The sequence below is a fragment of the Mycobacterium paraense genome, assembly GCF_002101815.1.
Taxonomy (GTDB): domain Bacteria; phylum Actinomycetota; class Actinomycetes; order Mycobacteriales; family Mycobacteriaceae; genus Mycobacterium; species Mycobacterium paraense.
Genome location: NZ_LQPM01000036.1, coordinates 239,825 through 254,548, shown reverse-complemented (window position 1 = coordinate 254,548; position 14,724 = coordinate 239,825). Strand labels below are relative to the sequence as shown.

Genomic DNA, 14,724 nt, shown 5'->3' with positions numbered 1-14,724 from the left:
GCGGGAACGCGGGGGTCGGCGGAATGGGGCGGGGCATCGGGATAAGCCCTTGCGGCGCAGCGCCGATGATCGCGCCCACGACCGTCCCGTGCGCGTCGCAATCCGACAGGCCGTCCTCGCCCATGATGTAGTCACCACCGGGCACCACCGGCAATCGCGGGTTCGGAGAAATCCCGGTGTCGATGACGGCAACCGCCACGCCGTTGCCGGTGCTGTACTGCCACGCACGGCTGATGTTGAGCAGGTCGAAGCCGGGCGCCATCTGCGACACGTCCGGGGTCTTGACGGTGATCGGTGCCGAGCAGCTGTTGGCGCGGCGCATCGGTTGGTCCGGCTTCGGCGGCCCGTCCGGCGGCACCAGCGCAGGATCGACCTTGGGTGGTGAAATGGCTTGGGCGGCAGGGATGTTGCCGGTGAAGGCGATCAGGAGCAGGCTTGCGGCGATCGCGGTCGCCCGCGTGCACACCGGTTTCAGTGGCGAAGCCACGTGAACAGCCCTCCCAGCGCCGCGGCGGCCGGCAACAACACGATCATGGCCAGCACCTCGAGCCATTCCACGGTCAGCCGGATCAACGGCCTGAACCGCGTCGCAGGCACCAAAAGCGCTGCGGCCAAACCCAATGCGGCGAAGGCGACCACCGACGCAACCGGCCAGATCAGCCCGGTCTCCAGACTCCGCGGGCCGGCGAGCGCGTACTTCACGATGCCCGCACACACCGCCGCGCAGGCGCCGCAGACCAGGGCGACGGCCTGGTACTTGGCCGCGAATCCGCGCCCCTGGGTGATGAAGATGCCCACCACCAGGCCGGCCACCACCAGAGCCAGCCACGCCCAGCGCCGACCCGGTGCCAGGACACCCCACACCGCGACCGGTAGTACGGCCGACACCCCGACGCACAAGCCCACCTGAACGGCATTGACCAGCCGCGCCGACGCGGCGATGGCCGCGCCGCGCGCGGTGATGTCGGTGAGTTCGTCGTCCTCGTCCTCGGTTTCGTTTGCGCTCACCGGCGATACGGTGTCCACCGGCATGCCCTCGCGCCGCGCGAACAGGTCACGTCCTGTGATAGACCCGAAGTGTGGCGGCCGCACGCGCGCCACCCACAGCGCGATCGTCGGCGCCATGCGCACCAGCACGAGCACGCCGAACAGCACGCAGATCGACAGCACCTGCACCGACACCGGCCTAAACATCCGGGCAGCGGCCACCGCGGCCATGATCCCGCACACGGTCACCACCGCGGTCGCCGCCGCGGTCTGCCACCGTTTCCGGGTCGCCGCGCTGATCGCGATGGCACCCAGGATCACCACCACCAGGCCGATCAAGGCGTGGGGGGCGCCCAGCTTGCCGGGCGGCGCGCAGCCGCCCGCGACGGCGATCAAAAGCACCGTGAGCCAGGCGAATCCGCTGAACATGTCGCGCCGCTGCGGCCATCCCGTGAACACCACGACGGCTGCGATCGCCAGGAGCACCCCTACCCCGCCGGCCACGGCGGACGGGATCAGGCTGTCGCTGAAGGCGCGTTGCCGCAGCGTCAGGCCCACCACCACGGCGACCGCCATGGCCGCGATCACGATCGCGGTGTGCGCGGCGGTCAACGCCGTCACCGGGGCGAACATCCGATCCCCGCCGTCGCGGCCGAGCCACTTGCCCATCGCCGCCAGCGCCGTCGAGAGCGATTCGTATTGCGGCTCAAAGGATTCGCCATCGACGCGGGGCACCAGCACCAGCGTGTCGCCGTCTTGGACGCCGAGCTCGTCGAGGCTCTTGTTGATGTCCAGGCGCACGCCGTTGACCTTGTGCAGCTCGTAGCTGCCAGGCGGCAGCGCGACGCCGTCGAAACCCTTGCGTTTCAGGTCGTCGCTGAGCAGCTCGACCATGCCCTCGAAGAAGCCTTCCACCGGCGTCCCCGCGGGGAACACCTGGGAGCACAGGTGCTTGTCATAGGAGATGTTGACCGCGCACCGGGCCGGGAAGGCGACCTTGTGGGGCGACGTCACTGCTGGGCCCTCTCAGCGCCGGCCTCCGGCACGTATTTGTCGGCCAGCCCGGCGGTGATCTCGAACAGCCGCAGCCGCGACTTCTTCTTCAGCTCGTGGACCGTGTCGATGATCCCGCCCTTGGCGAGGTGCGGATCGAACGGCATCACTTCCACGGTCGCGCCGACCTTGGTGAACCGTTCGGTCAGGTACGCCAAGGCGTCCTTGTCGACGGCGCTGTCGGTGTGGTTGATGATCACGGTGCTGTGCGACACCAGCTCGTGATAGCCCTGGGCGCTGAGGAAGTCGATGGCGCGCAACACCGGCCGGGAACGGTCCGCGGTGATTCCCGAGACGAACACCAGGGTGTCGGTGTTGTCCAGCACGGTCTTCATGACCGGGTGCTCGAGGTCCGGGGCGGTGTCGACCACCATGACGTTGTGCGTGCGGCGCAGCCGCGCGAGCACCCCGGCGAACATCGCCGGCACCAGTGGCCGCGGCTGGTCGGAGGTCCGGTTGCCCGCCAGCACGTCGAGCCCGACCACGTTTTGCCCCAGGTGTTCCCGGATGTCCGCGTAGCCCTGCACGTCGGTGTCGTTGATGATGGCGGTGTAGTCGCCGGGTGGCGACTCGTCGATCCGGTCCGCCAGGGTGCCGAAGCCCGGAACCGCGTCGATCGCGATCACGTTGGTCGGCCGGCATTCGCGGAAGACGCCGCCGATACACGCGGCCATCGTCGAGACCCCGACCCCGCCCTTGCCGGAGACCAACGTGATCACGAATTGCCGGCGAATGTGCCGCCGGATGCGCTCTTTTAATTCGCGATAATGGCGTTCGCCCGGCGATTCTCCGAGGTTTATTTTGCGGAAAGAAAGGCTGTAAATGAATTTACGCCAACCCGAGCCCGGGGGAATTTTTCGGGGCGCGGCTAAATCGGTAATACGCATGGTGTCCGATACCGAATCCCGGTGGCGCACCGCTGGCGGATCCCCCCGCCCAAGCCTCTCTTCGTCAAACATATTGGGGTCATTCCAAGGTGTCGTCACGACCGTCGATGCTAACACGATTCGCGATAGGCCGTTTCCGCGATCACTAAACCTCGAAGTGCATTAGAACCGGGTTCGGCTTCACCATTCCCGTGATTGGTGTAACGGTCACTTTTGCCGCGTGGGTCAGACGACGCGGCGGTAGGAGTACCACTCCTCGCCGGCGGGCAGGCTTTGGATGAGCCGTTGCACCGCCGCGGCGATGTCGCTGCGCGATCCCGGTGAGAGGACCTGGTAGCGCCGCCCGCCCGAAGTGATGCCTTCCACGCACACCCGGCCGGCCGCGGTGTCGACGATGGCCACGGCCGACTCCCCGATCGCGAGGCGGGCCGTTCGGTCCGGACCGACACCGGCTTGCACCGCCACGATGGCCGCGGACGCCGACCGCCCGGGGTCGGCGGCCATGGTGACGATGTGCAGCTGGTCGACATCCAAGCGCTGCTTGAGCAGAAACGATTTCAGGCTGCCGGCGTCGTGCACCGACTCCAGCAGCTCCTTGGTGTCCACGGTGACCGGCCGGAGCGGCGCGGCCTCGGCGACCCCGCACAGCCGCTCGACTTGGCCCACCACCAGATCGGTGGCGGTGGCCGACTCGCTCGCGGTACCGGCCGGATACAGACGCACCAGGTTGCCGTGGCGCTCCAGAACCACCCACCACGTGGCGAACCGGCAGATGGCCGCCCGCGTCGGATCCCGGCCCGGCACAGTGATGTTCACCAGCAAGCCGAGGTCGCGGCGCAGGAGCACAGTCAGCCATTCCCGGATCATCGGATCGGCGTTGCCGGCCTCGTCGAGGGCGCCGCAGGCTTTCAGTTCCGCGACCACCGGGTGGCGCAGCGCCAGTTCCGCGGTTTCCAACCGGGGCAGCAGAGGCCGCAGCCCCAGCTCGGGGCACAGCTGCTCCACCCCGGTCACCGCCTGCAACACCCACAGGCCGTCGATTGTCGTTGTCAGCACGCCACTTTCACCTCAGGCATATCGCCGGACACACCGAAGGTGGGGCACATGCATGCGTTGGCGCCCCACCTTGGTCCTCGCCCCGTCGGCACGACAGTGCCGCTGGGACAGGCGATTTCAGAAAAGGTGGCTGATGTTGGTGTCGGTCTGGATCGCCGCGTCGAGCACGTGGCCGGTCGTCTGACCGTGCTGGCGCACCGTGTCGATGAGGCCCTGCAGACCTGACAGCATCTGGTATTGCGCGTCGAAGAAGCCCGTCGCGCCGTGCCCGGCGAAGAACTCCTGAAGGGAGTTGGTCTTGTTCGCCACGTCCGCGTGGATTGCGTCGAGCTGACCGGCCCGGGAACCGACGTCGGCCGCGAAGTCGGCCACGGGGCCCGGGTTGTAAGCGATGGGACCTGTCATGGTTGTTCCTTTCTGAAGCGAATGGGCCGCGATTACGCGAGGTTTTGTGCGCTGCCGCCGAACAGCGCGCGGAACGCGTGCTGCGAGTCGGCCTCGTGGGCTTCCATGAGCGCCGCGGCCTGCTTGAGGCCTTCGGCCAGCCGGGTGCCGCCCGTCAGGACCTTGTTGAGGTCATTCGAAACTTCGGACGCCGTCATGTGCGAGGCCACGACGGCGTCGCCCGACCAGGTCGACGGGTTCATGACGTTTTCTTGGTTGGCCAGGTAGCCCTGGGCGATCGCAATCGCATGTTCCATGTGCGCTTGAATCGCATCGCTCGTGCTTCGCAGCACGTTTGCATCGACAACAATTGACACGGTTGATATCTCCTTATCCGGTTAGGCGTTTCCCTGTTTTGTTTTGTCCCCGTTGGTTTCTCGGGGGGATGCGTCGAAGTGTATGGCGGCTCTCGCGATGTGTCGATTCACCCGCTGAGCAGGCCTTTTCAGACTCTTTCGTCGACCACGCGCACCGTGGCTGGTTGTTCGGATTTCTTGTGGGACCCGCCGTGGCCGCCGGCCGCATGGCCCACCGGCATGCCGCCGACGCCGGTGCCGCCCGCCGTCGTTGTCGTAGTCGTCGGAGACCGCATGGCGTCGACGCCCAGCGCCCCGCTGGGTCGCAGCCCCACCGGGCGGCCACCGCTGCCGGGTTCGAACGCGCTGACCGGGCGAGTGAAGGTGGTCGCGGGCATCCCGGCACCGCCGAGCGAGGCGCCGCCGCCCCCGACGCCGGTCGCCGCGCTGGGTGCCGCGGAGACGGCGCTGACCGCAGAGGCCGGTGCGCCGGCGCCGGCGCCCAAGGCGCCCGGGTTGGCGAACATGCCCATCATCGACTGCAACGGTTGCATCGCGCTCATCGGCGCCTGCATCGCCTGTGCTGGCGCCTGCAGGGCCTGCGGAACCGCGCCCATCAGCGACTGCACCGGCTGCATGAACGTACCCAGCTGGTTGCCGATGTCCTGGCCGCCCGACGCCGCCTGGCCCGCGCCCTGGGTGCCCGATTGCACTCCCTGGTAGGCGGCGCGCATGCCGTCGCCGGCCGCGGCGTCACCGGCCGCCTGACCGATCGTCGCGGCCGCCTCCGCCGGGGCGGCCGGCGAGGCGCCCATGGTGGCCAATGGGGGTGGGATCGCGAGGCTTTCGGCGAGCGCGGCGAGGATGGCGCCGTAACTCGCGCCGACCGCGGAGTTGTTGGGCCACATCACCCCGAAGTACTCGGTGTCGAGGGAGATGATCCGCGGGGTCAGCGTCCACAGCACGCTGGGGTTGGCGATGTTGTCGGCCGCTTCCTCGTCACGGTTGGCGTTGCACTCGGGCGCGGGGCGCATGGCGGAGTTCGCCATCTGGTAGGCCGAGACCGCGGCCGCGACCACCGCCGGCTTGACGTCGACCCAGCCGGCCAGCCCGTGCAGCGACGCGTTGAGCGCGGTCGCGCTCGCGGCGGAACCCGCCGACCCCAGCCCCACCCAGCTGGCGGAGGTGACGACGGTGTTGATCATCGACGCGCTGGCCGAAGCATGGTGACTGGCGCCCAAGGCGGTCCAGGCCGCTTGGTTGGCCAACATGGTGGCAACCCCGGTTCCGGTCTTGAGCAGAAGGTCGTTTGCTTCGGGTGGACGCGCCGCCCACCCCGGGTCCGGCATAAGCGCCGCTTACAGCCCGAGCGTCAAGGCGCGCGCGGCCTCGGTGGCGGTGTAGACGCAAGCCGAGATGCTCTGCGTTCCGGCGAACAATCCGCGCTGCACGGCATGCTCCTGGACCACCCCCAGGTAGGCGCCGCCGCAGGCGTTCAGCGCCGTGGCGAACAGCGCCGAGTCGGGGTCATTGCCCATCGGCAGGGTGCCGAGCAGTGCCGGCGCGGCCGCCGCGGCGGCCCCTTCGACTTCTGCGCTGACCGCCGATTCGGCCCCCGCTGAGCTCAAAACAGCTTCGGGCGGTACGACAAACGACATAATTCCCTCCGAACGTCTCGCAGCCGGTCTCTGCGAATGTCGGTCAGTCTAGTGCCTAAACGCAGATCGCGTATTCACAATTCTTATCTGCAGATCTGGCCGCTATCAAATTCGCGAAGGATCGGCGTTCTGGGCGCAATTGTACTTGCGTCGAATTAATGCCACTTCTACCACAGCTAGCCCTGAGGCCACTCCTGCAACGGCAGTCACGTCCCGTTGCATTTAGCAGGCGACAACTGCTGGCAGGCTGCCACTTTCGGGTCGCTCAACCTGAAATTGGCATTTTCAGAAATGGGCATCTATTCGCCGGCAACCGCCGACGGAAGTCCCACCAAAATCCCCTCGACGTCGGATTCATCACTGACCAACAATCCCCGTCCTGGCGGCAACGCTTGGGCGCGAAGAAGCCGATTGATCTTATTCTGCGGATCGTTGTCCATATAAAGCTGCGTGACCTTCGCCGACGTTTGATAGCGCCACCATGGGTCCATTTGCAGCGTCGCCCAGTTGGTGCTGTTGCGCGTTGTGAACACGTGCAGGCCGATCTGCCGGGCGCGTTCCATCAGCATCCACAGCGCCGCACCCACCGGCGCCGTCGCCGGGTAGCTCTGCGCCTGGGCCGGACGCAGGTCTTGGACGTCGTCGATGAGCACGAAGTGCCGAGTCCCTTCCCACGGCTTGAGCGCCCGCAGCTCCTCCTGACTCAACCCCTTGGGTGGCAGCCGCGGCAGCAGCACCTCTTGAGCCAGTTCCGTGATCACGCGGTCGATCTCGTCCTGGTCGTAGGCGTACGCACGCACGTACCCGGGGGCGTGCAAGTCGCGCAGCCCATGCGGGGCGGCCTTGGGGTCGATCAGCGTGAGCTGGGCCTCCTCCGGGCTGAACCGGCTCATCACCGCTTCACCGATGGCGACCAGCGCCGTGCTCTTGCCGCAGCCCTGCCGGCCCAGAATCATCAGCCCGGGGCTTTCCGCCAGCCGCAGGGGAACCGGGCCGAGCTGGTGCCGCTCGCCGATCGCGAACGCGATCGACAGGTCGTCCGCGGCGGCGTGGGACGCCAGGATCGACCTCAGCTCAACGCGATCCGGTAGCCGCTGCAGGACAGCGTGTTTGGTGACGCCGGCGACTTCGGCGACGCGGGCGCCGACGCCCGGGGTGTCCACCAGCGTGCGGGTCGCGGGATCGACCATCGCGGGCAGGCCGACCAGCAATTCGTGCAGGGAGTCCGTCAGACCGAAACCGGGACGGTCCAGGGTTCGACGGGCCGCCTCGCGCGACTCGATCGCCGACTGGCCCATCTGGCTCTCGCCCGGCTCGGCCAGCCGCAACTGGATTCGTGCAGTGGCGTTCTGCAACAGCTTCTGCCGCTGCCCGTGAATCCAACCCCCGGCGCTGCACATCACGTGCACCCCGTATTCGGGCCCGCGGCTGCTGAGCGAGATGATCCGGTCCCCCAGCACCATGTCTTTGGTGTACAGGTCGTCGTAGTCGTCGACCACGACGAAAACGTCGCCGAACGGGTCGTTCGGATCGGTGCCGCCCAGCCCGTCACTGCCGGGACCGAACCGTCGCTCGCGGAACCCGTCGAGATCGATGTTGGCGCGGCGGAACGCGTCCTCGCGAGCGTCGATCAACGCGTCCATGCTGCTCAAAATCCGCTCGATGCCCTCGGTGTCCTTGGGCGACACGATGTCGGCGATGTGCGGCAGGGATCCGATCTGGGCCATGGTCGCTCCGCCGACGCAGAAGAAGGTCACGCGGGACGGGGTGTACATCATCGAAGCCGAGCACATCAGCGTCATCAGTGTGGTCGTCTTACCGCGCTGCTTGGCCCCCACCACGATGATGTTGCTGCGCAACGCGTCGACGGAATGCACGACCTGTTTGGACTCCTCGGGAATGTCCATGATCCCGACCGGGAACACCAGTCCCGGGTTGCGGCCGTAGTCGACGTGCCACGGCTTGCCCCGCCAGCCGGCGACCACGGCGTCGACGGGCTCGGGGTTCTCCAGCGGCTCCAGCCACGGCCGCCGCGGCGCCCGATGCGGCACCTTGTGCAGCGACTCGCGCAGCACGTCGACGATCTTCTTCTTCTTGAAACCGTCCTCGTGCAAAAGGAATTCGTCGGGTTCCTCGTCGGCCGCCGAAGCGGCTTCCAACGCCGCGGCGTCCGCCTGGTCCAACGGCTGGTATTGCCAGTTGTAGAGCCGGGGCTGGGTCAGGGTCATGTCGACGGTCCTGACGACTTCCGCCTTCTTGGGCACGATGAACGGCGCGGACAGGTAGAAGCAGCGGAATGGCTCCAGGTCACGCGGCCCCACCTTCAGCAGCGCAAAACCGTTTTCCTTCGACGGCAGGTGGTACGCGGCGTCGGTGCCGATCACCTCTCGGCTGTCGTCGCCCGACTCGGCGCGCAGCGCGATCCGAAATGCGATGTTGGACTTGACCTTTTGCAGGGAGGACAGGTCCAGCCGTTGGCCACCCAGCATGAAGAACACGTTGGCGCCCCGGCCCTCCTGACCGATGTGGATGATGAGGTTGATCCACTTGTCGTGGTTGGCGAACAGCTCGAGGTATTCGTCGACGATGACCAGCAGCACCGGCACCGGCGGGAGGTCGCGACCGGCGAGGCGGATCTCCTCGTAGTCGTTGGCGTCGCGGGCGCCCACCGACGTGAAAAGCTCGTAGCGTTGCTTGATTTCGCCGTCGATGACCCTGCGCATCCGCTCGGCGAGGTGTCGTTCGTCCTTACCGAGGTTCGACAGCGCGGCCACCACGTGGGGGATGCCCAGAATGTCCTGGGCGGCGGACTCGAACTTCATGTCGACGAAGATGACGTTGAACGTCTCGGGTGAATGCGTCAGGGCGATGCCGTAGACCAGCGACAGGAAGAACTCGGATTTTCCCGAGCCGCTGGTGCCGATGACCACCGAGTGAAACCCGAAGCCGCCGAAGTCCTTCGCGCGGATGATCACGTTCTGCAGTTCACCGTTGGGCTTGGCGCCCACCGGGATCTCGCACCACCGCTCGTCGCCGCGGCCGCGCCGTTCGGACCACAGCCGGTCGACATCCAGGTCGCGGGGATCGCTGATTCCCAACGCTCGCAGCAGTTCTGCCGCTCCGCTGGCGGAGTCGGCGATTTCGCTGCTGCTGGTCGGGGACCACCGAGCCATCGCGCGCGCATACCGGTAGGCGCGTGGGATGGAGAGCTGATCGGCGTGGGCGAAGAACTTGCCGCCGGCGCGCAGCAGCGGTGCGGGACGGCCATCGTCGTCCTCGGGGGCTTCGCCGTTCAGCGCCACCTTCGCGGAACCGTTCGTCGAGCTGTCGGCCGCCACCCTGTGCCGCTCGCTCATCTCGTAGAGCTGATCCCGGTCGAACCCGACACCGATGCCCGCTCGGGAAGCGATGCGCAGCACCGTGATTCCGGCCTTACCGACCTGGCCGACAACGCTCTCCCACGCCTCCGGGCTGCCGGTGTTGTCGTCGACGATCACCCAGTGCGGTCCCAGATCGGCCGCACTGCCCGGTTGCCCGGTCTCCAGCGCCGAACCGATCGTCGTCGGGCTGGCCGCCGCCAACGGGGTCCACTGGCCCCGCCGGCCCTTCATGTGCAGCTCGGCTCCCAGGGCGCCCTCCAGCTCCTCGGGCGTTGCAAAGATCAGCCGCCGCCACCCGCACGCGTCGAACAGCTCGTCGTGCAGGTTATGCGGCAGCCACACCATCCACGACCACAGCTCGGGGTTGCGCGTCACCACCATCAGCTTGACGTCGCGTGGGTTGTGGAACACCGCCAGCGAGCACAGCACCGAACGCATCAGCGACCGCACCCGGTTGAGGTCCTCGCCGACGAAGCTGAACCCCGGCGCCGAGCGCAGGTTCACCACCTTGGCGATGTCGCGAATCTTGCGCTGCTCCAAGATGAAATCGCGCAAAGCCTGGCCGGTAACGGGCTCCAGCTCCTCATCCGAGGCGATGTCGGGCCAGGTCACCGACAACACCGAATCCGGGGCGTGCTGAACACCGGTGCCCAGCCGCACCTCCAGGAAGTCGACGTCGGAGCGCCCACGCTCCCACATGCGCGGGCCGCCGATGATCGCGCCGAGCCCGCGCGGATCGGAATGCACCGTCTGCTGCCAGTTGCGCTGCGCGCACACCGCATTCTGGATCTCGTCGCGGTTGCTGTCCAGGTCGCGCAGATAGCGGCGTCGGCCCTTTTCCAGTTCGCCCCAGGTGATTTTGCGTGCCCGCCCGAGCCGGCCGGAGAACGCCAGCATGCTGAATGCGCCGATGCCCATCAACGGGAAGAACCCCGTCGACAGGCTGCGCACTCCCGAGACATAGAGCATGACGATCGTGCCGATCAGCGCGACGATCAGCGCCGGGACACCGATCATCACCCAGATGTTGCGCGGCTCGCGTTCGGGGAGGGCTATCGGCGCATTCGGCGCCACCCGAACGGGTTTCGGCGGCTGAATCTTGACGCGATTGATCGGAAACGCTCTCTTCGACACCTTTAGCCTCCCGCCTTCGCCGAGGTCGTCAGCACGGTCGCCTGTCCCAGCGCGGGCACCGTGTCGCGCGCCACCAGCGCGGCCTGTTGCGACAACGCCGGTCCCGCAGCGAAAGTCCGCAACAGCGGCCACGGCGCCTGCACGGCCATCGCCGGATCCAGGCCCAGCGCGCGCAGCGTCGCGTCGTCGGAAGCGATGCCGAACCGCACGCCGTTGTCGGCGACCCAGAACAGCGACTCCCGCGAGTCGCTCGTCACCACACCGCTCGTCGACGCCACGAAGTTCGCGGCACCCGGCAACACCAAGACCTGATTGGCCACGACCGACGCGGGGTCGCGGTCGTCACGGACCAGGCGCACGATCCGGTTGTCCATCGACGAGGGGACCGGTAGCCCGCGCCCGTTGTAGACGGCGACGCGTGCCTGCGGATCGGTCGACGCCTTCTCCCACCCCACGCAGGTGGCCGGATTGGCAGCGGAGTCAATGAAATTCAGCCGCCCGGTCGGGTAATAGTCCACCGTCAGCGAATTCACCTCGGGAATGTTGACCAAGACGTCGGGGGTCACCGTCCGTGGTGTCGCCGAACCATAGGAGTTGGCGCTGCGCAGGAGATCGGCGACGAAGCCGCCGACCTTTTGCACGCCGTCGGCCAGCAGCACATAGAACTGGCTGCCCCCGCCGGCGGTCTGGTTCTGCAGCACCGCACCCACCTGAGAGCCCGGCAGCCACTTCGACGGGGTTCCGGCCTCGGGCACCGCGGGCACGCGGAGCGGCTCGGTGGCGGGCAGCCCGTCGAACAAGGCGCGCGAAATTTCCACTGGCACGGTCACTCCCGGGTCGAGCCCCAGGCTGAGCGTTACGGCCCGGTCCGTGGGATCGACCTGCGAGCGCTTGCCACCCCAGATCACGTAGGTCGCGCCCTCGAACGACACGAGGAGTCCGGCGTCCTTTGCCATCGGCATCGCCCGGCCGCCCATGAGCTGGCCGGCGATGGAGGTCACCACTGGCTTGTCGGCGGTGCGCGGCCTGCCCGCCGTGTCGCACACGGCCCAGGCCGACGCGGCAGCGTGGTTGACCGGCATCGCCGCGGGCGCTCCCGGAATGCCGACCAGCGGACCGGTCGGGTACTTGGCGATCTCGGGCGGCTTCACCCATGTCGGCTGCCCGGCGGTGCCGGTCGCCAGCCGTGCGGACGTCAGATTCAGCGCCGGATACAGTCGGCCGTCGATGCGCGCATAGATCGCCCCGGACTCGCGATCCCCGATGATCGCCGAATCCCCCACCACACCACTGGGTTTGAGCACGTTCAGCAAGACCATCCAGCCCGAGGCGATGGCCACCAGCACCACCGACAGCGCCAAAGCCGCGGTCTGCTTGCGGTCGTCGTGCTTCATTCGCACCGAGAAGCGGGTCGTCGCCGCCCGGAGCCGTCGGTTGTAAAACAGGTGGCCCGAATTCTGGTCGCGGTTGGACAGACTCAATGGCATCGGTCAATAACCCCTTGGTCCGCGGCGGGGATCGGCTTGTGCGATCCGATCCGCCAGATCAGACGCGTCGGCGGCGACGCCGTAGCGGCCGCGCGCATAGTTGATGAACGCACACGCCTGCGCTACCAAGTCATGGATGCTGGCCGACGTGCCCGGCTCGTGATACGCCGCGAACGTTGGAGCGATGAACTGCCAGGCCCCTTTGCTCGGCGTGCCCCTCGCGGCGTTGGAATCCCAGTTGTTCACGGCGTACGCGTCATAGTTCGACTCGCGGCGGGCGACCAGGTCCATCCCGCGCGCCCACCGAGCTCGCGCGACCGGGTCGTGAATACCCTTGATATCCAGCGCTTTACGGATCGCGGTGCGGACGGTCGCTGCGCTTGTACGCGGGTATCGCAATCGCCGCAGCCGCAGCGCCAGCTGCCGCGCCCGGGCACGCGACCGGACGATGTGTCCGTGCTGGGCGCGCAGCCGCCCAGTCATTCGAGCCATCGCCTCCCGGCGGCCCATCGGGGTATCGGCCGCCGGCATGGCATCTGTTAGCGCCGCGTCCAGGTTCAGCCGCGTCGCCACGCTCGCGGCCGCGCGATCGGCCCGTGCCCTGGCCTGGATGGCGTCCAGGCGCCCGTCGGCGTCGGCCAGCCGGTGCAGGGTCGCCGCCGAGGCGCCCGACCGCACCACCGCCCGCGTTGGCCACCCGCCCGCGTGGACGGCCCGTCGTATCCGGTCCGCCCTCGCGCGCACCCGCGCCGGGGCCTCACCGACTCCGCGGCCGGCGTCAGCGCCGACGAAAAGGCTGTGGCCGCGCGACAAGGCCGCCACCGCCTGCGTCATCGCGGGATCACTCAACGATTCCCCCACCGTAATTCCGATCGAAATCGGCCTGCGCTTCTTCGCGCAATGCCTCGAACACCATATTCAGCCGGTCCATCAACTCCCGACAGGTGTAGGACGTCATCACATGCGGGGCCAAGGACAACCCGGTGAGCCGCCCGTCAGAATTGCACACCGCATAGACGTCGCCCACGTCGGCAGTAAAAGTCACCGACTCTTGGGCGGCCAGAACCGCCTCCCACTTCTCGAAATTCGCCTTTAGGTCGGCCAGGACCTGATCGACTAACGCCTTATCGCCTGCCGCATCCGTATCGGACACCTCAGCCACAACTCCCATAACTTCTGGCCCATGGACCCGTTCCCGCTCGGCGGGCGTCCGCTGTGGCGCAAGGGTTTTCGGCGGCATCCGGGTAGCCCACACCGACCCCGCTGGATGTAACCGGGCCGCATTTCAACAATGGCCACACGGCAATGACATTACTGCGTCCGACACCGCCCGACCACTCAGTTCTGAAAGCACTATTAGTGGCCATCATTGGTGGCGGTTTGAGCGCATTAGTTCCTCAATACAATTTGGCGGCGGCTGCCCGAAATCGGCATTTTCAAATGGCTGCGGATCGGGCGGCGACTAATCCTGTTGCGGCTCTTCGTCCGTCGGCACGATCACGATCCGCCGGTTGGGCCTGGTTACCACGGGCGGTTTGCCCTCCGACTTGGCGACCGGAACGCTGGGCGGTGCGGTCAGGCGACCCTTGACCGGCTGGCCGTTCGGGATACCAGGGACGGTCAACCGCTTTTCGGCGGGCTTGTCCTTGCTGCCGCCCTCACCGCCGGCGCCCATGGCACCGGGCATCATCGGCATGCCGGTCATGCCCATCGGCCCCGACTGTGTCGGCGTCCCACCGGTCTGCGTCACGGTCACGGGCTTGGCCGACGCCGACGCCGGTGTCGTGGGAGGCGACGACGATGGCACAGGTGGCGGGCCCATGAAGCCGGTCGGCGTAGTGCCCCCGCCGGCGCCGATGCCGCCGCCACCGCCGCCGGATCCGCCCCCGCCCTGAGTGGCGCTGTCGAGGACGGGCTCTTCACCCGACATGCCGGTCAGGGCGGCCTCCGCGACCCCGCCCCCCTTCGCCGCTCCCATCAGCGGCTGGATGGCACTCTCGGCGGCCTGCATTGCCTGCTGCGGCATCTGGGTGAGCGGCTGCATGATGCCGCCGAGCGCGCCGGTGATCGCACCCGCGATGCCCGAGGCCATTTGCGGGATCATCTGCGCCAGTTGCTGGAACTGTTGGCTCGACTCCCCCTCGTTGGCCGGGAACTTCTGCGCCGCGTCGACGGCGTGGGCCCGACGGTCCGCCTCGCCGGCCAGGCTGGCCGCCTGATCGCCAGGCACGCCGAGATTGCCCAGCTGGGCTAGTCCTGCGGCCGCCACGTCAGCCTGGGTTGCGCCGCCGCCGGGCATCGGGTTCGGCCCTACCGTCGGCGGAAAGTTAGGGGCCGTGGGC

General features: G+C 67.7%; 12 protein-coding genes and 1 pseudogene. All 13 read right to left on the bottom strand.

What is annotated here, in order from left to right:
* Nucleotides 1–487 (bottom strand): annotated as a pseudogene (locus AWB89_RS24465) (type VII secretion-associated serine protease); the annotation flags it as partial.
* Complete coding sequence (gene eccD, locus AWB89_RS24460) at nucleotides 472–2,001, bottom strand: type VII secretion integral membrane protein EccD (RefSeq protein ID WP_085177133.1); 1,530 nt, start codon at nucleotides 1,999–2,001, stop codon at nucleotides 472–474. The gene eccD and the pseudogene AWB89_RS24465, both read right to left, overlap by 16 nt.
* On the bottom strand, nucleotides 1,998–3,026 hold the full coding sequence (locus tag AWB89_RS24455) for a MinD/ParA family ATP-binding protein (RefSeq protein ID WP_142280070.1): 1,029 nt from the start codon (nucleotides 3,024–3,026) through the stop codon (nucleotides 1,998–2,000). The genes eccD and AWB89_RS24455 overlap by 4 nt, the downstream gene beginning before the upstream one ends.
* A 126-nt stretch (nucleotides 3,027–3,152) precedes the next feature.
* Nucleotides 3,153–3,983 carry an ESX secretion-associated protein EspG gene (locus tag AWB89_RS24450; RefSeq protein WP_085177131.1) on the bottom strand — a complete coding sequence of 277 codons (831 nt, stop codon included), beginning with the start codon at nucleotides 3,981–3,983 and terminating at the stop codon, nucleotides 3,153–3,155.
* Nucleotides 3,984–4,100: 117 nt separating this feature from the next.
* On the bottom strand, nucleotides 4,101–4,388 hold the full coding sequence (locus AWB89_RS24445) for a WXG100 family type VII secretion target (RefSeq protein WP_067879694.1): 288 nt from the start codon (nucleotides 4,386–4,388) through the stop codon (nucleotides 4,101–4,103).
* A 32-nt stretch (nucleotides 4,389–4,420) separates the two neighbouring features.
* Nucleotides 4,421–4,744, bottom strand: coding sequence for a WXG100 family type VII secretion target (locus AWB89_RS24440; RefSeq protein WP_067879691.1), 324 nt, complete (start codon nucleotides 4,742–4,744; stop codon nucleotides 4,421–4,423).
* Nucleotides 4,745–4,872: 128 nt separating this feature from the next.
* Nucleotides 4,873–6,072 (bottom strand): PPE domain-containing protein, encoded by a 1,200-nt coding sequence (locus AWB89_RS24435; RefSeq protein ID WP_085177129.1) that lies wholly within the window; start codon nucleotides 6,070–6,072, stop codon nucleotides 4,873–4,875.
* 9 nt (nucleotides 6,073–6,081) lie between these two features.
* Nucleotides 6,082–6,381 carry a PE domain-containing protein gene (locus AWB89_RS24430; protein ID WP_066969270.1) on the bottom strand — a complete coding sequence of 100 codons (300 nt, stop codon included), beginning with the start codon at nucleotides 6,379–6,381 and terminating at the stop codon, nucleotides 6,082–6,084.
* Between the two features lie 299 nt (nucleotides 6,382–6,680).
* On the bottom strand, nucleotides 6,681–10,895 hold the full coding sequence (gene eccCa / locus AWB89_RS24425) for a type VII secretion protein EccCa (protein WP_085177127.1): 4,215 nt from the start codon (nucleotides 10,893–10,895) through the stop codon (nucleotides 6,681–6,683).
* Nucleotides 10,896–10,897: 2 nt separating this feature from the next.
* Nucleotides 10,898–12,382 carry a type VII secretion protein EccB gene (gene eccB / locus AWB89_RS24420; RefSeq protein WP_085177125.1) on the bottom strand — a complete coding sequence of 495 codons (1,485 nt, stop codon included), beginning with the start codon at nucleotides 12,380–12,382 and terminating at the stop codon, nucleotides 10,898–10,900.
* A 3-nt stretch (nucleotides 12,383–12,385) separates the two neighbouring features.
* Nucleotides 12,386–13,216 (bottom strand): transglycosylase, encoded by an 831-nt coding sequence (locus AWB89_RS24415; RefSeq protein ID WP_085177123.1) that lies wholly within the window; start codon nucleotides 13,214–13,216, stop codon nucleotides 12,386–12,388.
* 7 nt (nucleotides 13,217–13,223) lie between these two features.
* Complete coding sequence (locus tag AWB89_RS24410; RefSeq protein WP_241520588.1) at nucleotides 13,224–13,544, bottom strand: DUF2710 family protein; 321 nt, start codon at nucleotides 13,542–13,544, stop codon at nucleotides 13,224–13,226.
* Between the two features lie 300 nt (nucleotides 13,545–13,844).
* The gene (locus tag AWB89_RS24405) at nucleotides 13,845–14,681 is read right to left on the bottom strand and encodes a hypothetical protein (RefSeq protein WP_085177121.1); all 837 of its coding nucleotides are present in this window, start codon (nucleotides 14,679–14,681) and stop codon (nucleotides 13,845–13,847) included.
* Nucleotides 14,682–14,724: the final 43 nt, after the last annotated feature.